Origin of the sequence: Geodermatophilus dictyosporus (assembly GCF_900115505.1) — a bacterium.
In the GTDB taxonomy this organism is placed as follows: domain Bacteria; phylum Actinomycetota; class Actinomycetes; order Mycobacteriales; family Geodermatophilaceae; genus Geodermatophilus; species Geodermatophilus dictyosporus.
In genome coordinates this window covers 141995-161099 of sequence record NZ_FOWQ01000009.1, presented here as the reverse complement: position 1 = coordinate 161099, position 19105 = coordinate 141995, and the positions used below count along the sequence as shown (strand labels likewise).

General features: G+C 71.1%; 21 protein-coding genes and 1 pseudogene. 5 read left to right on the top strand and 17 right to left on the bottom strand.

The genetic code is table 11. The annotated features are described in order from the left end of the window. Nucleotides 1-19 precede the first annotated feature (19 nt). Both pdxA and BMZ33_RS19490 read left to right on the top strand, forming a co-directional pair. Entirely contained in the window at nucleotides 20-1063 is a 1044-nt protein-coding gene (gene pdxA, locus BMZ33_RS19495; RefSeq protein ID WP_091115054.1) for a 4-hydroxythreonine-4-phosphate dehydrogenase PdxA, read from the top strand. An 11-nt stretch (nucleotides 1064-1074) separates the two neighbouring features. Continuing rightward, a complete protein-coding gene (locus BMZ33_RS19490; protein WP_091115050.1) occupies nucleotides 1075-1920 on the top strand; it encodes a GntR family transcriptional regulator in 846 nt (281 codons plus the stop codon). A 20-nt stretch (nucleotides 1921-1940) separates the two neighbouring features. Here BMZ33_RS19490 and BMZ33_RS19485 read toward each other — a convergent pair whose 3' ends face one another. From BMZ33_RS19485 to BMZ33_RS19475, 3 genes are all read right to left on the bottom strand, one after another. Next, nucleotides 1941-2342 (bottom strand): hypothetical protein, encoded by a 402-nt coding sequence (locus BMZ33_RS19485; RefSeq protein WP_136697361.1) that lies wholly within the window; start codon nucleotides 2340-2342, stop codon nucleotides 1941-1943. Nucleotides 2343-2588: 246 nt separating this feature from the next. Beyond that, complete coding sequence (locus BMZ33_RS19480; RefSeq protein WP_091115042.1) at nucleotides 2589-3944, bottom strand: MFS transporter; 1356 nt, start codon at nucleotides 3942-3944, stop codon at nucleotides 2589-2591. Between the two features lie 356 nt (nucleotides 3945-4300). Next, nucleotides 4301-4849 carry an OsmC family protein gene (locus BMZ33_RS19475; RefSeq protein ID WP_169064587.1) on the bottom strand — a complete coding sequence of 183 codons (549 nt, stop codon included), beginning with the start codon at nucleotides 4847-4849 and terminating at the stop codon, nucleotides 4301-4303. 101 nt (nucleotides 4850-4950) lie between these two features. On the opposite strand from BMZ33_RS19475, the gene BMZ33_RS19470 reads away from it, so the two are divergent. Both BMZ33_RS19470 and BMZ33_RS19465 read left to right on the top strand, forming a co-directional pair. Further along, on the top strand, nucleotides 4951-5193 hold the full coding sequence (locus BMZ33_RS19470) for a FitA-like ribbon-helix-helix domain-containing protein (RefSeq protein WP_091115035.1): 243 nt from the start codon (nucleotides 4951-4953) through the stop codon (nucleotides 5191-5193). Beyond that, the gene (locus BMZ33_RS19465; RefSeq protein WP_091115031.1) at nucleotides 5190-5639 is read left to right on the top strand and encodes a type II toxin-antitoxin system VapC family toxin; all 450 of its coding nucleotides are present in this window, start codon (nucleotides 5190-5192) and stop codon (nucleotides 5637-5639) included. The genes BMZ33_RS19470 and BMZ33_RS19465 overlap by 4 nt, the downstream gene beginning before the upstream one ends. On the opposite strand, the gene BMZ33_RS19460 is transcribed toward BMZ33_RS19465, so the two are convergent. The 9 genes from BMZ33_RS19460 to BMZ33_RS19420 form a co-directional block, all read right to left on the bottom strand. After that, complete coding sequence (locus BMZ33_RS19460; RefSeq protein WP_091115027.1) at nucleotides 5624-6085, bottom strand: hypothetical protein; 462 nt, start codon at nucleotides 6083-6085, stop codon at nucleotides 5624-5626. The genes BMZ33_RS19465 and BMZ33_RS19460 overlap by 16 nt on opposite strands. Continuing rightward, a complete protein-coding gene (locus BMZ33_RS19455) occupies nucleotides 6082-6498 on the bottom strand; it encodes a TadE/TadG family type IV pilus assembly protein (RefSeq protein WP_091115023.1) in 417 nt (138 codons plus the stop codon). Before BMZ33_RS19455 ends, BMZ33_RS19460 begins: the two co-directional genes overlap by 4 nt. Continuing rightward, nucleotides 6488-6694 carry a hypothetical protein gene (locus BMZ33_RS19450; protein WP_091115019.1) on the bottom strand — a complete coding sequence of 69 codons (207 nt, stop codon included), beginning with the start codon at nucleotides 6692-6694 and terminating at the stop codon, nucleotides 6488-6490. The genes BMZ33_RS19455 and BMZ33_RS19450 overlap by 11 nt, the downstream gene beginning before the upstream one ends. A 30-nt stretch (nucleotides 6695-6724) precedes the next feature. Continuing rightward, entirely contained in the window at nucleotides 6725-7666 is a 942-nt protein-coding gene (locus BMZ33_RS19445; protein ID WP_091115016.1) for a type II secretion system F family protein, read from the bottom strand. Then, the gene (locus tag BMZ33_RS19440; protein ID WP_169064586.1) at nucleotides 7663-8526 is read right to left on the bottom strand and encodes a type II secretion system F family protein; all 864 of its coding nucleotides are present in this window, start codon (nucleotides 8524-8526) and stop codon (nucleotides 7663-7665) included. Before BMZ33_RS19440 ends, BMZ33_RS19445 begins: the two co-directional genes overlap by 4 nt. Further along, nucleotides 8517-9284 (bottom strand): TadA family conjugal transfer-associated ATPase, encoded by a 768-nt coding sequence (locus BMZ33_RS19435; protein WP_169064585.1) that lies wholly within the window; start codon nucleotides 9282-9284, stop codon nucleotides 8517-8519. Before BMZ33_RS19435 ends, BMZ33_RS19440 begins: the two co-directional genes overlap by 10 nt. A gap of 51 nt (nucleotides 9285-9335) precedes the next feature. Next, nucleotides 9336-10445 carry a tyrosine-type recombinase/integrase gene (locus BMZ33_RS19430; RefSeq protein ID WP_091115013.1) on the bottom strand — a complete coding sequence of 370 codons (1110 nt, stop codon included), beginning with the start codon at nucleotides 10443-10445 and terminating at the stop codon, nucleotides 9336-9338. A 185-nt stretch (nucleotides 10446-10630) separates the two neighbouring features. Then, nucleotides 10631-10846, bottom strand: a complete 216-nt coding sequence (locus tag BMZ33_RS19425; protein ID WP_091115010.1) for a helix-turn-helix transcriptional regulator — start codon at nucleotides 10844-10846, stop codon at nucleotides 10631-10633. Between the two features lie 562 nt (nucleotides 10847-11408). Then, complete coding sequence (locus BMZ33_RS19420) at nucleotides 11409-12416, bottom strand: trypsin-like serine peptidase (RefSeq protein ID WP_091115006.1); 1008 nt, start codon at nucleotides 12414-12416, stop codon at nucleotides 11409-11411. A 144-nt stretch (nucleotides 12417-12560) separates the two neighbouring features. Between BMZ33_RS19420 and BMZ33_RS24275 the strand changes: the two are divergent. After that, nucleotides 12561-13137: pseudogene (locus tag BMZ33_RS24275) on the top strand (transposase family protein); the annotation flags it as partial. 41 nt (nucleotides 13138-13178) lie between these two features. Here the strand turns inward: BMZ33_RS24275 and BMZ33_RS19410 are convergent. The 5 genes from BMZ33_RS19410 to BMZ33_RS19390 all read right to left on the bottom strand — a co-directional run bounded on the left by BMZ33_RS19410 (nucleotide 13179) and on the right by BMZ33_RS19390 (nucleotide 19096). Then, nucleotides 13179-14930, bottom strand: a complete 1752-nt coding sequence (locus BMZ33_RS19410) for a S8 family peptidase (protein ID WP_136697359.1) — start codon at nucleotides 14928-14930, stop codon at nucleotides 13179-13181. Nucleotides 14931-14983: 53 nt separating this feature from the next. Beyond that, entirely contained in the window at nucleotides 14984-16147 is a 1164-nt protein-coding gene (locus BMZ33_RS19405; RefSeq protein WP_169064584.1) for a VWA domain-containing protein, read from the bottom strand. Nucleotides 16148-16161: 14 nt separating this feature from the next. After that, the gene (locus tag BMZ33_RS19400; protein WP_169064583.1) at nucleotides 16162-17070 is read right to left on the bottom strand and encodes an AAA family ATPase; all 909 of its coding nucleotides are present in this window, start codon (nucleotides 17068-17070) and stop codon (nucleotides 16162-16164) included. A gap of 62 nt (nucleotides 17071-17132) precedes the next feature. Then, nucleotides 17133-18050 carry an effector-associated domain EAD1-containing protein gene (locus BMZ33_RS19395; RefSeq protein WP_091114990.1) on the bottom strand — a complete coding sequence of 306 codons (918 nt, stop codon included), beginning with the start codon at nucleotides 18048-18050 and terminating at the stop codon, nucleotides 17133-17135. Further along, entirely contained in the window at nucleotides 18047-19096 is a 1050-nt protein-coding gene (locus tag BMZ33_RS19390; protein ID WP_169064582.1) for an effector-associated domain EAD1-containing protein, read from the bottom strand. The genes BMZ33_RS19395 and BMZ33_RS19390 overlap by 4 nt, the downstream gene beginning before the upstream one ends. Between the last annotated feature and the right edge of the window lie 9 nt (nucleotides 19097-19105).

Below are 19105 nucleotides of genomic sequence, written 5' to 3'. Positions count from 1 at the left end.
GCACGAGGAGAGGACAGTCGTGGACAAGCCCACGCTCGCCGTGACCATCGGCGACGTCGCCGGCATCGGCCCGGAGATCACCGCCAAGGCCCTGCTCGGGCACGACGACCTGCGCGCCGAGTGCGTGCCCGTGGTCGTCGGCGACGTCGGCGCGGTCCGCCGGGCGGTGCAGGCCGTCGGCGGCGACACCGGCGCCGTCCGGCAGATCGAGGACCCGCGCACCGCGGCCAACGAGCCGGGCACCGTCGAGGTGGTGCAGGTCGGCGACCCGATGCCCGAGGTCCCGCTCGGCCGGCTCAGCGAGGTCGCCGGCGACGGCTCCTACCGCTTCGTCGTCGCGGCCTGCGACCTGGCGAAGTCCGGCGCGGTCGACGGCATCGTGACCGCGCCGCTGAACAAGGCCGCGATGCACTCGGCCGGGCACGCCTGGCCCGGCCACACCGAGCTGCTCGCGCACGAGTTCGGTGTGGACAACTTCAGCCTGGTGCTGTCGGCCGGCGACCTCTACCTGTTCCACCTGACCACGCACGTGTCGCTGCGGCAGGCCATCGAGGCGGTCACCCCCGAGCGGACCGAGGCGGTGCTCCGGCTCGCCGGCGCCTTCACCCGTGCCCTCGGCAAGCCCGACGCCGAGGTCGCGCTGGCCGGGCTCAACCCGCACGCCGGGGAGAACCGGATCTTCGGCGACGAGGACGCCGACGTGCTGGCCCCGGCGGTCGAGGCGGTGCGCGCCGACGGCGTCAACGCCGTGGGCCCGCTGCCGGCCGACGCCCTGATCCCCGCGGCGGTCAAGGGGAGGTACGAGATGGTGGTCGTCTGCTACCACGACCAGGGCCACGCCCCGTTCAAGGCCGTCTACGGCGACGACGGCGTGAACATCACCGTGGGCCTGCCGGTGGTGCGGGTGTCGGTGGACCACGGCACCGCCTTCGACATCGCCGGCCAGGGCATCGCGCGGGAGGGCAGCCTCGTGCTGTCCTGCCGGCGGGCGGCGGCCCTGGCCCAGGGCTGGGACCAGGTCTGGCAGACGGCGCAGGTCTCGGCCGCCCAGCTGGGCGCCTAGGGTCGGGAGCCGTGCCGGGTCTCGACCGCGCCGCGGGGCGGCCACTGCACGTGCAGGTGGCCGACGCCCTGCGCGCGCAGATCCGCGACCACCGCCTGCCGCCGGGGTCGGCGCTGGACAGCGAGGTCGCCCTGCAGGAGCGGTTCGGGGTGGCCCGCTCGGTGGTCCGCCAGGCGCTGTCGACCCTGGTGGCCGAGGGGCTGGTGGAGCGCAGCCGCGGGCGGGGCAGCATCGTGGCGCCGGCCCGGCAGCACCACCGCCTGGTGCAGCGCGCCAGCGGGCTCTACGCCCAGATGGCGGCCGAGGGGCTCGCGGTCACCACCGAGGTGCTGTCGCTCACCGAGGAGCCCGCCGCCGCCCAGGACCGCTGGCTGGGCGGGGACCGGGTGCTGCGGCTGGAGCGGCTGCGGCGGGTGGACGGCCGGCCCCTGGCCCGCATCCGCACCGCCCTGCCGCTCCCCCGCTGCGCCGGGCTGACCGCCGAGGAACTCACCGACGCCTCCCTGCACGAGGTGCTCACCCGGCGCTTCGGTGCCCGGCCCACCGGCGGACGGCGGCAGGTGCGCGCGGTCGCCGCCGACACCGACCTCGCACGGGAGCTGGAGACCCGGCCCGGCGCTCCCCTGCTGCTGCTCGAGGGGCAGACCCAGGACCAGGACGGCCGGCCGCTGGAGCTGTTCGCCACCTGGCACCGCGCCGAGGACATCGCCTTCGACGTCGACCTGGAGGCCGAGCCCCCGTCGCTGCCCTCGCCACCCGTCTCGTCACCGCCTGACCGCGACGGGCTGCGGGCGGCCGCGGAGCAGGCGCAGCACCTGGCCGACCGGCTCCGGGAGCTGGCCGACCGCGCCGGCTGACCACTGGCCGGGCCGCGGCCTCAGTCCATCTGCCAGCCGGCGAGAGCCTCGGCGAAGGGGGTCGAGAACCAGGTGGTGGCGGCGCCGCACGCGACGGCGACGACGGCGTGCACGGCAGAGACGCTCCACGCCCTGCGCACGACGGCCCACACCGACGAGAGGCCGCACACCAGGGCCACGGACACGAGCGTCATCGGCGCGAGGCCCATCGCCAGCATCCCGGCCAGGTGCAGCCACCCGCCGACGTAGGGGATCGTCGTGGGCCAGAGGTCCTTCGGGTCGTGGTACCCGACGGCGACGTCCGCCAGGGGGAACCGGTCGAGTCCGTTGACGAAGTAGGGCACCACGACGAGGAGCCCGTAGACGGCCACGGCGACGACGGAGAGGGCACCCAGCCACAGAGCGCCGCGGACGGTGGTCACGTCCACGCTCCGGTCGCCCGTCGCCGACGCGGTGACGGGTCGGCGCCGCGCCTCCCGCAGCCAGGACCCGCACCGTCACGACGCCGCCGTGGCGCCGTGCCCACGGGACGGTCTCCGTCGGCCGACCAGCACACCCTCATGGCACCCCACGGACCGCAGCGGCCGGGCCCGGGCGGCCGGCTGGAGCCACATCATGGCGCCGCGGGCCGCGACACGGGCCTGTTGCCCTCGGCGGGCCCCGGTCGGCTACCGCGTCCGGCCGGCGTCGGCGCCCGCTCCGCGGCGGATCTCCTCCTTGGTGCGGGTCTCGCGCAGGACGAACGCCGCGGCGAACGTGATGGCGCCCATCAGGGCGATGTAGGCCGACACCGAGGCGGACGAGCCCGTGGCCGCCAGCAGCGCGGCCATGAGGAACGGCGTCGCCCCGCTCACCAGGATGGCGGCCAGCTGGTAGGCCAGCGAGGCCCCCGAGTAGCGGATCCGCGGCTCGAACAGCTCGGCCAGGTAGGCGGCCAGGGGCCCGTAGGTGAGCGAGGACCCGATCAGCCCGCCGACGAGCGCGAGGAAGATCAGCGGCAGCGACCCGGTGTCGATGAGCCAGAAGAACGGGAACGCCCACAGGGCGATGACCGCCGCGCCCAGCAGGATCGGTGGCCGGCGGCCGACCCGGTCCGACACCTTCCCGCTGTAGTAGATGACGAACACGGAGATCGCCGACGCCACGAGCGTGACGGAGAGCAGCTGGTCGCGGTCGACGCCGAGGTCGCGGGTGGCGTAGTCGAGGACCCCGGCGATGCTGATGTAGAAGATCGCGTTGGTGCCGAACAGCAGTCCCGCGCCGAGCAGCACCGGCTTGCGGTGCTTGCGCACGACCTCCATGAGCGGCGCCTGCGCCACCTGCTCCTCGGGGTCCTTGGTGTGGTGCTCCTGGAGCTGGCGGAAGACCGGGGTGTCCTCGACCCGCAGCTGGATGAACATGACGACGGGGAGCAGCACGGCGCTGGCCAGGAACGGGATGCGCCAGCCCCAGGAGACGAAGGCCTCGGGGCTCACCGTGGCGCTCACCACGAGGAACACGACGTTGCCCAGGATGACGCCGATGGGGACGCCCATCTGCCCGAAGGTGCCCGCGCGCCCCTGGTGGTCGCGTCCCGCGTTCTCGGTGAGCAGGAGGATGACCCCGCCCCACTGTCCACCGACCGCGATGCCCTGCAGGAACCGCAGCGCGACCAGGGCGATCGGCGCCAGCACGCCGATGGAGTCGGCCGTCGGCAGCAGGCCGATGAGGAAGGTCGCCGACCCCATCAGGACCAGGCAGGTGACGAGGGCCGGCTTGCGGCCGACCTTGTCCCCGAAGTGGCCGAAGACCAGGCCGCCGATGGGACGGGCGACGAAGCCGGCCCAGAAGGTGCTGAAGGACAGCAGCGTGCCGACCAGCGGGGAGGCGTTGGGGAAGAACAGCTCACCGAAGACCAGCGCCGCCGCGGTGGCGTAGATGAAGAAGTCGTACCACTCGATCGAGCTGCCGATGAGCCCGGCGGCCATGAGCTTGCGCAGCGCCCGACGGTCGAGCGCAGGGGCGTCGTCCTGCGAGGTCGTCATCGCGGTTCCTGTCGCCGTCGCGGGGGGCGCCTCTGACCCTGCGGGCAGGCTATGAGTGCCCCGCGGAGGCGGCAAACGCTGGCGGACGGCGGTCCGCGTGTCCGTCTCCGGGTACCGCCTCGCGGGCGACACGCCGCCGGCGTGGGCACGAGGGGGCAGTCCCGGCCCGGGGTCGTCCCCCGGGCGCCGCTCCAGGAGCAGCAGGGACTCGTCCCTGTGGGACACGACCGGCCGGCCCCAGGGGTGAGGTCCGTGCGCAGTCGTGCTCTGCCCACACCTGCGGTCAGAGCACGACCCGCCGTGGAACAACTGACGGCCGCCGTCCGCGGTGTCCGGTCACCGCCCGCCGGAGCGCCTCAGGTGTGCCCGTCACCGGCGCGGCGGACGGCCAGGTGCGGTGGCCGGGCCAGCGTCTGGGCCACCACGCAGTACCGCTCGGTCAGCTCCCCGAGCTTGACCAGCGTGGCGTCGTCGGCGTCGGTGTCCAGTTCGGCGTCCACGGTGATCGACCCGAGCCCGACCGGCGTCTCGCGGGAGACGCCGAGCGTGCCGCGGGCGTCCATGTCCCCCCGCGCGGTCAGCCGGGCCGAGCGGACGTCGACGCCCATCGCCGTCGCCACGCTGCGCATCGTCACGCCGGCGCAGGCCAGCAGCGCCTGCAGCAGCATGTCGCCGGAGCAGGCGTCGCTGCCGTCGCCCCCGGTGGAGGGGTGCAGGCCGGCGCGGACCGGCCCGGACCACGTGTGCACCGTGGCGGTGATGCCCGGGTCGGCGAACTCCGCCTCGGCGGACATCGTCACGCAGGCCGATCCCGGCTCGTCGCGGTACTGCTGCTTGAGCGGAGCCTGCAGTTCACGCAGCTGGGCGGCGTCCATCCCGGCCTCCTCGTCGTCTCGGACCTCCATGCTGATGACCGGCCGCCCGCCGCGCGACCGGGCCGCGCGGCCCGTGTGACCGCGTGTCCTGCTCGTGAACACTCTGGCGCTTCAGGCGCTACTCTGCATGCATGGCGACCATCCAGATCCGGGACGTCCCCGAAGACGTCCACCGGACCTACCGTCGGCGTGCAGCCGAGGCGGGCAAGAGCCTGCAGGAGTTCCTCCTGGCCGAACTCGTCGAAGGTGCCCGTGCCCAGACCCCCGCCGAGGTGGTGGGCGAGGTCCGGGCACAACTGGAGCGCAGCGCCGGCGAGGGGTTCAGCCCCTCGTCCTCGGCGGACATCGTGCGTGCCGACCGCGACGGTCGATGAGGGTCCTCGACGCGTCCGTCGTCATCGACGCCATGGCCGTGTCCGGACCTGCCGGCGATCGAGCCCGGCGCCTGGTCGCCGGGGAGGCGTGGCTCCACGTGCCGTCGGTCGTCGGAGCGGAGATCACCTCGGCGCTGCGCGGGATGGTCCTCCGCGGCGTGCTGACCACCGGCGACGCCCGCGTGGCGGCAGTCCGCGCGTCACGGCTGCGTGCGCGGCGCTATCCGTTCGAGCCCTTCCTCGCGCGGGTGTGGGACCTGCGCGACAACGTGACCGTCTACGACGCCTGGTACGTCGCACTGGCCGAGTCCCTGGGTGCACCGCTGGTCACCGCGGACGACCGGCTGCGCCGCGCCGACGGTCCGCGCTGCGAGGTCCTCAGCCCCGAGGAGGTCCTCGCCTCGGCGGAACAGCGAGCCCGCGGCCCGGCTCAGCCGTCGACGTAGCGGTCGGTCTCGACGACGAACTGGCCGGTGGCGGTGTTGGCGTCGACGAACTCCGGCAGCAGCGGGATCCGCACCGTCACCGTCGCGCACACCGAGAACTCCTCCCCCGCCACCAGCCGCGGCACGTAGGCGCCCGCCGCCTCGCAGCCGGCACCGGCCGGGGCGTAGGCCAGCTCGACGTCGGTGGCCTCCACCGACTGGTCCTCCACCGCCAGCTGCGCCGCCCGCTGCGCCCGCGCCAGCCCGGTGGCCACGTCCGGCGCGGTGGCCAGCGCCCGCCCCGCCTCCCGCGCCGCCGCGGTGGAGGCGAACACGCCGCGCTGCACCGCCGAGAACCCGGCCACCACGTAGACCAGCGGCACGAACACCACCAGCGCCACGAACACGAACTCCACCAGGGCCGAACCGCGCTCCCCACCGCCGAGGCGCGTCCGCAGCCACCTCACGGCGCCTCCTCCACCGCCCGGCCGGTGACCTCCAGCGGCAGCACGTCACCCAACCCGGCCAGCAGCGTGGGCACCGCACCCGCGCAGCGCACCGTCACCAGCGTCAGCCCGGTGGCGTCGACCTCCTCGGCCGCGGTGCACACCAGCCCCTCGGCGGTCCGCTCCGACGTCGCCCGCGCCACCACGGCCAGCGCCCGGCCGGTCGCCTCGGTCACCGGCACGTCGGCGTTCGCCGCGAACCGGGCACCCTCCTGCGCGCCGGCCACCACCACGTTGCGCACGTGCACGTAGACGGCCACCTGCAGCACCGCCAGCAGCAGCACCACGACCAGCACCGACACCAGCACGAAGTCGACGACCGCGCTCCCCCGCTCCCCCCGGTCGTCGAGGCGGCCGGACCGCTCAACCGCCATTGGTGACCGACGCCAGCGCGTTGGTCACCGCCGCGACGATCGCCTCGCGGAACGGGATGAGGATGGCCAGCACCAGCGCCGCCGTCATCACCGTGATCATCACCCAGCCCGGGACGTCGCCCCGCTCGGGATCGCCGCTCCGCAGCCGGGCGGCGAGCACCGCGACGACCGCCGTCAACCAGGTCCACGCCCGCATCCGTCGTCCTCCTCCGTTGGTCACCGGCGCTCACCGCGCCAGCGAGACGATGCTGATCAGCCCCGGGAACAGGGCGAACAGGACGGTGACCGGCAGCACCATGAAGACGACCGGCACCATCATCTGGATCTCCTTGCGGCCACCCGCCTCGAGCAGCCGCCGCTTGCCGGCCTCCCGCACGTCGGCGGCCTGCGCACGCAGCACCTCGGCCAGCGGCGTGCCGCGCTCGATGGCCACCAGCAGGCCGTCGACGAAGCGGGCGAGGGCGTCGACCGACGTCCGGTCGGCGACCTGCTGCAGCGCCTCGACCAGCGGCACCCCGGCCCGCGCCCGGCCCAGCGCCGCGCCGAGCTCTCCGGCCAGCTCGCCGCCGGAGAGCCGGGTGACCCGCGCGATCGCCGCGGTCGGGCTCTCCCCCGCCGTCACGGCCAGCGCCAGCAGCTCGGCGACCACCGGGAACTCCGCCAGCAGCAGCTCCTCGCGCCGCCGCACCTGCTGGGTCAGCCACCAGTCGCGGCCGAGCACCCCGCCGAGCAGCCCGGCGGTGCACAGCAGCGCCACCGACAGCACGTTGACGCTGCCGGCCACCAGCGACCCGACGCCGGCCAGCAGCGCGGCGCCGAGGAGCCCGAGCCCGCCCCACACCACCTGCTCGACCCGCACGTCCTCGACCGTCTGGTCGCCGCCCAGGGCGTCGAGTCGCCGGCGGACGGCGACCCGCCCGCCGAGCACCCGGTCCACCAGCCGCGCGCCGTCGGCCACCACCGGCCCGAACACCCGCCGGACGGCGGTGAGCAGGCCCGGCTCGGTTCCCGTCCCGAGCAGGCGGGACGGCGGCGGGGTGTCGTGCACGTAGGGCGCGAGCCGGTCGACCAGCCGCACCGAGCGGAACGGCGGCGCGAAGGTGACCACCAGCAGCAACCCGGCGGCCGCCACGGCTCCGAGGACCATGCCCAGCAGGGACGCACTCACTGGAGCACCCGCACGTCCTGCGGCAGCCGCCCGATCCGCAGCATCAGCCGGTAGGCCACCAGGCAGACCACCCCGCCGACGATCAGCAGCCCGGTGCCCATCGGCGAGTCGTAGGCGGCCAGGGTCGTCGACTGGGTGGCCAGCAGGAGCAGCACCACCCACGGCGCGCCGACCGCCAGCCGCGCGGCCTGCACCACCCAGCCCTGCCGGGTCTCGAGCTCCGCGCGGGCGCGGGCGTCCTCGCGCAGGAAGGTGGCCAGCGTCCGCAGGACGCGGCCCAGGTCGCTGCCGCCGACCTCGCGGGCCACCCGCAGCGTCTCCACGATCCGGTCGCCGACCGGGTCGCCGAGGTCGCCCTTGAGCCGGTCGAGACTCTCGCCGAACCGGCCGCTGGAGCGGTGGTCGGCGGCGAACCGGGCGAACGGCGGGCGCAGCACCTCGGGCCCGCGGGTGCCCAGCGCCGCCAGCGCCTCCGGCAGCGACAGTCCCGCCCGCACCGCCGAGGCCAGGTTGTCGACCACCTCCGGCCACACCTCGCGCAGGTCGGCGCGGCGCCGCGCGGCCAGCCGGCGCACCTGCACGTGCGGCACGGCGAAGCCGAAGACGCCGAACGCCAGGCTCACCGTCACCGTCCCCGTCGTCAGCAGGACGACGACCAGCGCGAGCAGACCCAGGCCGACCTGCAGCGCCACCAGCTGGGCCGCGTTGATCCCGGTCAGCCCGGCCGCGGCGAGCAGCCGCGTCCGGCGTCCGGGCAGGCGCGGGCCGGTCCGCCGCCGCGGCGCCCGGGGACCGCTGCGCCACACCAGCAGCAGCCCGACGCCGAGCAGCAGCCCGAGCAGCGCTCCGGTCAGCTCCACGTCGACGCCTGCAGCAGGGCGGCCAGGTCGAAGCCGGCGGCGGCGAAGCGCTCGGGGTGCGGCGGGAAGCCCTCGGCGCGCACCAGCCGGCCCTCGCGCGTGGTGAAGACGTCGGCCAGCTCCACCACGCCGTCCTCGGCCCGGCCCGGGACGGCGACGATCTCGCGCACCCGCCGCTGGCCGGAGGGCTCGGTGGCCACGTGCACGACCAGGTCGACGCTGGCGGCCACCGTCGGGACGACGAAGGCGTGGCCGATGTTGTCGCCGGCCAGCAGCGGCAGCGTGCACGTCTTCACCACCGCCTCGCGGGCGCTGTTGGCGTGCAGGGTGCACATGCCGGGGAGGCCCGAGTTGAGCGCGATGAGCAGGTCGAGGCACTCCTCCTGGCGCACCTCGCCGACGACGATGCGCGACGGGCGCATCCGCAGCGCCTCCTTGACCAGCCGGCGCAGCGGGATCTCTCCGGCGCCCTCGAGGTTGGGCTGGCGGGTCTGCATCGCCACCACGTCGGGCAGCGGCACGCGGAGCTCGAACACCTCCTCGCAGGTGATCACCCGCTCCCGCGCCGGGATCGCCGCGCACAGGCAGTTGAGCAGCGTGGTCTTGCCGGCCTGCGTGCCGCCGGAGACCAGCACGTTCAGGCCGGCGGCGACGGCGGCCTCCAGGAACCGCGCCGCCTGCGCCGTCAGGGTGCCGCCGTCGACCAGCTCGTCGAGGGAGTGCGCCTGCAGCACGAACTTGCGGATGTTGACCGCCATGTGCCGCCGAGTGACGTCGGGGATGACGCGCCTGGCGGTCGTTTCCGCAGGTCAGCCGGGATGGGGAACCCCTTGAGTCCGCACGGAGTCCGCAGGACGGGCGAAAGCCGAGTCGATGGCAGCGCGCGTACGGGCGTCCGCGTCCGGCCACAGGTGCGAGTAGGTCCGCAGCGTCTCCGTTTCATCGGCGTGCCCGAGGACGTGAGCCACCGTCTTGACCGACTCCCCGTAGCGGATCAGCGCCGAGGCGGTGAAGTGCCGCAGGTCGTGGAACCGGGCGTTGGGCAGGCCGGCGCGTTTGCGCAGCGGCTGCCACACGGAGTTGTTGAAGGTGTTGGACCAGATGGGGCCGCCGGTGCGCGATCGGAAGACGAGGTCATCCGGCCCGGCCGGGAACGCCGCTAGGTGCTCGGCCAGGGCCTCCGCGACGACGCCGGCGAGCGGAACGGTGCGGACACTCCCCCGGGTCTTCGGTGGTGCCAGCCTCGGCGGTGCACCCGGGACAAGGGTGAGCTGCTCGACAACGTCTAGCTCCCGCTCGAGAAACCGCACGCGGCTGACCTTGAGCCCCAGCGCTTCTCCAAGCCGTAACCCGCAGCCAGCTCCAAGGATGACAAGGGCGCGGTACCGGTCCGGTGCCGCCTGAACGAGTGCGTCGACCTGCTCGACCGTCAACGGGACGACCCTCTTCCGGTGCGGCCGCGACGGCACGGTGTCGCGACACGGGGACTTGGCAAGGAACCCGTCCTCGACCGCGTCGGCGAAGATGCCGGCTAACAGGGCCATGACCTGCCGACTGGTTGTCGGCGACAGCCTGGCCTCCATCCCACGCCGGAAGGCGAGCACCTGGGTTCGGGTGACCGCCGAAAGTCGCTTGTCACCGAAAGCGGGCAGCAGGTGATTCCGCAGGTACGAGTCATATGCCCGGCGCGATGAGTCCCGCAGCGGCTGTGCTGGTAGCCACGTCTCGACGTAGGCACCGAAGGTGCTTCGACCCCTCTGCGGGTCAACCCAGTCACCGCGCACCAACGCCGCGGTTTGCTCATCGAGCCACCGCTGAGCGTCCACCTTCCGCTTGAAGTGCCGAGCGTGCTCCTTACCGTTCTCGTCCCGGTATCGGGGGCGGTACGTGCCGTCCGGCCTCCTTGCGATCGACGCCACCGCTGACCGCCTCCGTCTCCTCGTGCCGGACCTCCGGCCCTCGCAGTCTCGGCTCCCCCACTGACCAGAACACTGCCGTCTCGCGGCAGGGTCAGCCGACCCCGCGTTGGCATCCGGCTTCCGCGCGCTTGCGAGTACGGCCGCCCATCCCTACACCCTGCTGACCTGCGGGCTCCACCTGTTGGTCAGCGGCGGTCGGCCGCCGCTTCGGCGCGCCGGTAATCGATCCAGGCGTCCAGGTCGTCCCGGCGGTAGAGGACGCGGCGGCCGAGGCGGAGGCTGCGCGGGCCGGTGCCGAGGTGCCGCCAGTGCCGGAGGGTGGCGACGGGAGCGCGGAGGAGTTCGGCGGCTTCGGCGATGGCGAGCAGCTCGGGATCGCGGCTGGGGTTGCGGTCGGGCATGGTCGACTCCGGTGTGGTCGAGTGGGCTGGGCCCCGTCACCTCAGAAGGCGCCAAATCGGAGCTCGTGCTGACAGCCGACCGCCAGACACTGCAGAAGTTCTCCAGTTGTCCTCCGGCGTCCGCTTCCCGGTACCGCGTCCGGCAACGCTCGCCCTAAAAGCGGCCTCAGGGACACGATTCGCCGCTGGACCGGAGTTGCCCGGCCGCCGACAGGAGGACCGTAAGGCTGCGACGATGATGATCGGAAGCCGCTGGTACGGACACCCCCGCCCGGCCCGCGACACACTGCTGCCGTGGGCCCCTTGTTCGTCATCGCCGGTGTGGCACTGGCGGTTGTCATCGCCGGTTCGCTGCTGTCTCCGATACCCAAGCAGTGGACCGGCGGCACGACCTCGGCGCCGGCGTCCCACTCGAGGCCTGCAGCCTTCACGACACGACGAGTTGCTTCTGACTCGTCGTACGCCCAGGCGAGAACTTGCACGACTCGGAGTGGCCCGTCCTGCGTCCAGTCGGTGGCCGGGTTATCCCACCAGTCGGTCGACTCGCATACCACGGCGGACCTCAGCTCAGTTGGTCGAGGATCTGGCGGAGACGGGGTGCCTGGACGGCGAAGTTGCGGTCGCCCTCAATGCCGCCGAAGTGGAGCCCAAAGGCTTTACCGCTCGCCAGGTCGATGAGCACCGAGCCGGAGTTGCCGCCGAGCGTGGTCGCGTCATGGTGGAGCAGGTCCTGCTGCACCAGCGCCGTCACCTGACCTGGAGCCAACCGCTTGTAGTTGTAGATCCCGTCAAAAATTCGTTGCTGGTCCGCCGCGTCGTTGCGGCTGTCGTAGGCGGGGTAGCCGACGACAGCGACCCAGGCTCCGACCCGGGCCTGCTCGAACTCCACTCGGCTTGCCAGCTCGATTGCCCGTGGGCGGGGCTCGTTCTCGTAACTATGCTCCGCGACCCGCAAAACGGCCACGTCGACCGAGTTCTCCGGCTCAATCCAGAGCACCTCCTCGATGCGGAATCTCGACTCCTCGGGGATCCGGTGTTCATGCCGCCAGTCGACGTCGACGCGGACGGGAGGCAGCCCGGAGTACTGCCGGAAGACGAACGCGCCGTCTTTCATGTGAGCGAACTCCGCTGCGACGTGCCGGTTAGTCACTACGAGGTCCGGCGCGACCATCCAGCCAGTGCCAAGCCAGTCGAGCCGGTGGTTGCGGACGTCGATGCGCCCCACACTCGGGATCGCTTGATCGAGCAGCGCTCGAGCCTGCTCAAGCCGCCGGCCGATCTCCTCGCTGTCGGGGAAGGCGTCGGGAGGATCGGTAAAGGTTCCCCTCTGCACGAGGTGGACCGGCCGGGTGAAGCGTTCAATGATCGCTTCGAGCCCGGGCCGATCACCGAGGCGGTATGTCCCCTCGTCGATGCCCACGGCGACTTCCTGGGCGTCGTCAACGGTGAGGCCACCCTCCAGCCTCTCCAGGCCATCGAGCTGCGCCTGTGCGGCCTCGGCGAGCTGGGAGAAGCGGTCGAGGAACTCCTCCCTGAGCGCGCCATCCGAGAAGACGAGTCCTGAGATCATCCCCTCGCACCCCCTATGCGCAGTCCCGCTCAGGTCCGGACGGGCAATGCGCTCCCTGGCGGGGCATCGGCCTTCATCGTGCGTCCGCGGTCAGGGACCTGTCTAGGTAATTGAGCACGCCGGGGTTTCCCGGGCAACTGCTGTCTGCACAAGGGCATCGACGTAGTCGCTGTCCAAGCCCCCGACCTGCATCAGGTGCTCGCAGCCGGACGGGCCGCCGGCTGCAGGCATGGCACCGTCGACGGCACGCTTATCGCCACCTACCGCTGCCGAGTGGCCAACCGCGACACCGGCCAAGACGTGTGGTACTCCGGCAAAAACCAGCTCCAAGCGGCAACGTGCAGGTCGTCGGCGACCCCAGCGGCTTTCCCGTCGCCGTCTCCAACGTTCAGCCAGGGGCAACGCATGACCTCACCGCCGCCCGCGTCACCGGCTTCCGCGGCGCCATGTACGCCGCGGCCGCCCTGCCCGGGTTGCCCACGCTGGCCGGCAGGGGCTACAACGGGGAGCGGGATCAGCGTGCACACGCTGGGCCAAGGGCGCCCACCTAGCCCTGAGCACGGCCTGCCGCAACCGGCTGCCCGCCGAGGGCGAGCGCGGCATCGCACTGCTCAAGACCCAATGGAAAGCGCCACGCCGCATTCGGCTGTGTCCTCAGCGAATCGGCGCCACCGTCGCTGCCGCACTTCTCCTGACCAGCGCTGAACGACCAGCCCGTTGAGAAAACCTTACTGCTCGCTTCATGGTAGGTGCGGCGCGGCCCTACATCGAAAACCCGAGGCTCCATGCCTCCCGTATCGCTCCATATGCGTCGACGAGGCCCCAGCCGTACCGCTCGTCCTTGCCCGATTGCCCCAGCTCCACAGCTGAGGAGTACAGACACTGTCGGACGCTCTCAGTCAGTTCTCGTCCCGAGAGCTGCTGCCGGATCGATGTCGCGCTTAACAGCAGGGCGACGGCTCCGCCGAGGAGCCCAGCGCTGCAGCCCGTGCCGCTCATTGGCCGCCAGCCGCCGCCCGCCTGGGCAGTCCTAATGTCCACGCCCGGCGCCACGAGATCGGGCTTGACGTAGACGTCGTCATCCATGGGCACGACGCCACCACTACTGAAGCTCGCGGCCTCGTCCTCACGGTCCGTCGAGCCCACCCCAATCGCCAGTGGCTCATTGCCAGGCGTCAGGAGGTGTCCATGGCCTTCATTGCCCACGGCGCAGACGACGATAATGCCGAGTTCGTCGATGACTTGAATCATCTCAGCGAAGATCGGGCTGCGCTCCTGCCTGGAACTACCGAGCGGGATGACCACCACATCGGCGTGCTGGTCTTCTGCCCACTCCAACGCCGCGAGGAGGTCGCCCTCCCGGCCCGAACCGTCCGCCCTAAGTACGACGGCGCTGAGTAGCCGCGCGCCTGGTGAAACGCCGATCGCTTCCCCGCTCGCGTCCCCACCCGCGACCAGGCTGGCCAAGCTTGTCCCGTACCCGTTCGGGTCAACACTTGCGGCCGCGTCCTCAGGGCCACCGGTGAAGTCATAGGAGGCCCACACCTTGCCGACCAGGTCGGGATGCTGGCCGTCGGTGCCAGTAGCAAGCACTGCCACCCGGACACCCGAACCGTCGACCCCGAACTCGGACCAGGCGAGCGGCACCCCCATTCGCCGAAGGGCCCAGCTGGCTCGAGCCCGAGGGGACGGCGCGCTCTGCGAGGTGACGTCCTCGAGGAGGCGACCAAGCTCCTGCAGTTGCGCCGATGCGTCCTGCCCGGCCGACGCGGCGCGGAGCAGGTCGCGCGCCAGCGAGCGCAATTGCCTTCCGTGGACGGGGGACCGCCCGGCCACCGCATCAATGACGCCGACGAGCTCTTCAGCGACGAGGCCGAGGTACGCCTTGGGTGCGGTTGTCAGGCGGCGGCCGAGGTCCAGGAGGACCCTGGCTGAGCCGGCGCTGTCGTGCATGGGGAGGCGCTCGGCTCCGCGGGCGAACAAAACGAGAAAGTCTTTCCACCGGTCGGCCTTGGCGGCGCTCAAGGCTCGATCGAAGGAACGGCTGGGCGTTGCGCGTGACGTCCGATCAAAATCCTCCCGCATGGCCACCCGCCACTGAGGATCGGCAAGCGAGTGACTACCGAAGGCGTCGGCACGCTTAAGCGCCTGAGCCGCGCTGTCGGGATCGATGAAACTGTACGAGGTGAGGCGCTGCGCGGCGTCGAGCCGGGGCAAACCGGTCCATGGACTGGTCTCGACGCTGTACTGGTGGAGCAACTCGGCCACCTCGCCGGCGCGCTCCGCGCCGTAGCGGACGTCCAGGTCCGCGAGGAGCAGGTCCCGGAGGTCGGAGTCCATCTGGTAGAGGTCCGGGCCGATGCTCCGAAAGAGGGGTGAGAGCAAGAGCTCGGCCTCGACGGTATACGGCAGGACGTCGGGTGGGTCGATGAAGAAGCGGCTGCGGATTAGGTTCAATAGCGTGGGGTCCACGGCGACGGGGATCGCCGCATGGGCGGCCAGAGCGGTGGCCACCTCGCCAGCCCGGTGTCGGAAAGCGTCCAGGATGCGCTGAGCAGTCGCCGTAGTCACAGTGGCCGCTCCAGGCTCACCGGCCGTCCGCGCAGGACGTCCACGGCCCGGTGCATGCCCGTGACGTCCAGCGGCGCCATCGGAACGTGTCGGGCAAGTTGCGCCGCAGTGCTCGGGGGCCAGCGTGTGACGGGGACTGGGTTAAGCCAGACCACGCGACTACGCCGCAGTCTCACGGCCCGGACGAACGCCAGACACTCCACCAACCGCACCGGGTCGTAACGACCCCGCGCCGCGCCGGCGTCACTGATGAGCGCTGCGCCGATATCCGGCCCGAGCGTCGTAAGCGGTTCGGCGACCTCGACCGGATTGGAGAGGTCGGGATCCCGGTAGACGAACCCCTGCTCGTTGGGTTCGATCTTGTGCAGAACGGCGTCCAGCACCGGCACAAGGCTGTCCCTCACGTGTGCCAGTGGAGCCAGCTCGGCCCCCTCGGTCGGGGTGTCATGGAAATACCAGACCGCCGTCTCAGCCAAAGTTCCCTGCCGACGGATGGCGCGGACGACGTGGTCGACGAAACCATGGAAGGGCGTCATGGACCCCTGACGGTCCACGAGGAGGAGCAGTTTCGCCGCGTTTCGCCGGCGCGGTCGCTCGACTGGCGGCGTGGCAACGCCGCTGTCCAACCGTCGGCGTACGGTCTCCTCGGCATCTAGCTCGACCGGCGGGCCCAGGCGCACCGGGTGACGCAGCCGCCGCCAGGTTTGGGCGACGTCTCGTTCCGAAAGCGGATACCGGGGTGCGAGGTTGTAGCGCACTCCTGCGGCGCCAAGCCGACGCGGCAAGATTGGGAAGGCGTCGACTGGCCGCGTCACCGCGGGCGCCACGGACGGCTCGCTCGCGACCGTCGCCCCGTGCGTTGGCGTGGCTGCACTGTCGGGAGCGTCAAGACCCGTCTCGGGCACCGTGTCCGTGGGACCGGCGATCGCCTTTGCCGCGTCCCATCCTTCCATCGGAAGCTGCTCGAACTGCGCGCGGATCACTGTTTGGTCCTCAACCGACTTCGCCCAGAGAGCCACGAGGAGCTCGCGCAGCGCCTCCCGCGACGACAGACCGAAGCCAGCCCCCAGGGCCTGGCGGAGGCAATCAAGGTCGTCGACGCCGATGGCGATCTGCCGGCGGCGCAGCTGCAGGACGAGCTGCCAGAGGAAATCCGGCATGCCACCGGCGGTTGTCATTGAGCGGCCAGGTGTTCGCGGGCGCGCCGCTGGTCGTCAGGGTTCTTGAGCAACGCACCTACGTACGGCAGGTGCTCGACGTCCGCGCCTGGGACCTGCCGCCGTGCAAGGTAACCCACCCAGTCGATGAGCTCACCGAGCCCGGGCTTGCGGCTGAGATCCAAACCACGGATGGCGAGCATGGCGTCAACCGCTGCAGCGCGGAGTCTCCGCTCGCCTGCACCGTGGAGCTGGAGGACACGGTCTAGAAAGGAGACCTCGGAGGGAAACTCCACAAAGTGGTAAATGCATCGTCGCAGGAACGCCGGAGGTAGCGCCTTTTCCTCGTTGTGGGTCACGATGATCACCGGCCGTAGGTGGGGTTGGTCCTGCGGCACTGCCACGCGGCGCCCGGGGAGGTCGGCGACGTCGAACTCCATCCGGTCCAGCTCACGAAGTAGGTCGTTCGGGAAGTCCAAGTCGGCCTTGTCGATTTCGTCGATGAGGACCACCGAACGGCGCCCGTAGGTAGCCCGAAGGAACGCACGCCCTAGTGGTCCCAGCCGGATGTAGTTGGCCGCGTCCTTGGCGCGCGAAGCCGCGTCTGGGTCCGCATTGGCCAACTGGGCGTCGTACAGCCTGCGTACCGCGTCGTAGGTGTAGAGCAGGTCCTGCGCGCGGCTGGTCGACTTTACGTAGGCTTCCTCGAGCGGCAGCCCGAGGGTGTAGGCGACCGCAAAGGCCAGCCGGGTCTTCCCGGAGCCGGGGTCGCCCTGCAGTAGCAGGGGGCGGCCGAGCGCGATGGCGAGGTTCACCGCCTCCTCAAGCTCACGGGAGGGCAGGTACTCCTCCCGCCGAATCGTCCGCCTCGGCGGTTCCACCTCGCGGACCTCGGTGACGTCTGCCTCCTCGATGAGCTTCTTCACCGGCTGACGCCGTGAGGCATCAAACTCCAGGTCTCGGTCGACGGTCCGCCGGGGACTCCGTGTCATGACCGGGCCTCCTGCAGGCTGCGGCGCAGTTCGTCGTAGAACTCTTCGCGGGCACCGGCGTCGCGGACCCGCTGGACGTCGTCGTCCAATATCGTGTACAGCATCGCTAGGTTAAGTTCCCCGTCTAGCTCAGCGCCGGACAAGAGCCTGCGCTTCCAGGGGACCGCCAGCTCGACGGGCCACCCCAGCGCGTTCACCACCTCGACCGTCCAGCGGTGGATGTCCTCCTCGTTGACGCTGGGCACCGGAAGGGCAGCGACGTCCACCGGGAGATCGGTATCAGGAGCGGTTAGCAGGACGAGCACTAAGTACCGAAGCGGGCTCGTTAGCTCTCCGCGCACACCCTGCCAAAATCGCTTGATCGCCTGGCCGTCGGCTCGGTCACACCAGACCGGAAAGACTATGTGCCGCACCTGCAGGTTCCGGCTCTGGCTCGCGATCCGCCGCACTGCGACGTCGGTCGACCACATCTCCGGGTTGAGCGTCGTGCCGTCGGGGTCGACCTGGACCCACGTGCCGCCTAGTGCGCGCTGTAGCCGGTCGCAGAAATAGCGCACGAACTTAGTGTCCGGCCACGCCACGGCGATGCCCAGTACCCTTCGGGTGCCGGCGCGGAGCTGCTCGGCGTAAAAGCCGTCAACGAGCGACTGGAGGTCGAAGGTCGCGAGGTCGAGCAGGTTGAAGTTAACCGGGGTGGCCAACGACAGGATTCGGTCACGCTCCAGTGCGCTGGCCAAATCCCACCCATTGCTGTCGGCGGCCTCAACAAGCTGGAACGCCACGTCTCTGAGGCCCCCGGTGCCGACATAATCATCGAGGTTCTCACCCAGACGTCTCCGCACGAACTCCCTGAGCTGACGCCTTGTGGGATAGCGCTCGCGCAGAATGGAGTCGAGGGTCGCGGCAGTGGTCACGGGACAAGTGCACCCGCACGGCCCGTACGCTCCAGGTGTCGCTGGATGGCTCGGAGCGGTATGCCCGCGTTGCGCTGTGGCGGGAAGGCGGGCGCGGCCGGGTCACCGGAGTGGTGCAGCGCGACGGGCTTCCAGCCCAGGGTGAAGCACGGAGATCCCGAAGACCCGTGCTGGGTGTTTGTCCGGTAGGTCAGCCGAGTGCCATTAGCGTTGAAACCGATGATCGCCTTCGTGTCCAGCGCGAGCTTCAAGGGGCGTGCCTGCGGATGCTGGAGAATCGCTAGGGCCATGCCGGGGGTCGGCTCGGGAGACGGTGTCCCGATGTCGATCCAGCCGGTGCTGTCGCCCCGTCGGTCCCGCAGCCGAACGACCGCGTAGTCCAGCTCGTCCTCCCCGGGGAGCGCTGCGGGATGGGGATTGGTATCCGACGGGCTGTAGGGAGCAGCCGACACAAGCCAGTCCGTCTGGGCAGCTGGGAGTGTTTTGCCCTCTTGCTGGCCGCCGTCCGGCGCCACTCGGAAGTCGAACCGGAAGCTCAGCGGGGCCGATCCGCCAGAGAGACCGATGAAGGTCTCCACGACGTGGTAATTCGTTAGCACGCAGGACGGACTGATCAGGAAACCCGTGCCGAGGGCGCCGCCGCTAGTGCGCTCGACCCGGCAGACTCGCCCGGTCATTTCCTGGGCGGTGGTCAGCCATGCGTCGACGTCGAGGAACTCCAGTTCGGGGTCGATGAGGCTCTCGAGCGAGGACCTGGACGGTATGTCCTCGTCCATTGTCAGCCAGGCCTCGTCGTACAACGCGCGAAGTTTTGGGTTACCGGGATTTTCGGCTAATGCGCACAGCACCAGTTTGTCGATCCAGTCTTCAGCGTCGGCCGTATCCACCAACTCATAGACAGCGGCCTTGAGGCCACCGGTACCCGCGACATCCTCGAGGTTGCGGTTACACCGAAGAGAGAGCATCCGGGCTAGTGCTAGTCGCGTTCGAAAAGCGTCGCGCAGGGCCTCGTCGAGTTGACTCTTCTGTGAGGCAGTGATGGGCAACCCGGACCT

Bases quoted from the DNA above. Each gene is read 5' to 3' on its own strand.
- BMZ33_RS19480 (WP_091115042.1), bottom strand. From the start codon at position 3,944: ATGACGACCTCGCAGGACGACGCCCCTGCGCTCGACCGTCGGGCGCTG.
- BMZ33_RS19475 (WP_169064587.1), bottom strand. From the start codon at position 4,849: ATGGAGGTCCGAGACGACGAGGAGGCCGGGATGGACGCCGCCCAGCTG.
- BMZ33_RS19470 (WP_091115035.1), top strand. From the start codon at position 4,951: ATGGCGACCATCCAGATCCGGGACGTCCCCGAAGACGTCCACCGGACC.
- BMZ33_RS19465 (WP_091115031.1), top strand. From the start codon at position 5,190: ATGAGGGTCCTCGACGCGTCCGTCGTCATCGACGCCATGGCCGTGTCC.
- BMZ33_RS19455 (WP_091115023.1), bottom strand. From the start codon at position 6,498: ATGGCGGTTGAGCGGTCCGGCCGCCTCGACGACCGGGGGGAGCGGGGG.
- BMZ33_RS19450 (WP_091115019.1), bottom strand. From the start codon at position 6,694: ATGCGGGCGTGGACCTGGTTGACGGCGGTCGTCGCGGTGCTCGCCGCC.
- BMZ33_RS19435 (WP_169064585.1), bottom strand. From the start codon at position 9,284: ATGGCGGTCAACATCCGCAAGTTCGTGCTGCAGGCGCACTCCCTCGAC.
- BMZ33_RS19425 (WP_091115010.1), bottom strand. From the start codon at position 10,846: ATGCCCGACCGCAACCCCAGCCGCGATCCCGAGCTGCTCGCCATCGCC.
- BMZ33_RS19420 (WP_091115006.1), bottom strand. From the start codon at position 12,416: ATGATCTCAGGACTCGTCTTCTCGGATGGCGCGCTCAGGGAGGAGTTC.
- BMZ33_RS19405 (WP_169064584.1), bottom strand. From the start codon at position 16,147: ATGCCGGATTTCCTCTGGCAGCTCGTCCTGCAGCTGCGCCGCCGGCAG.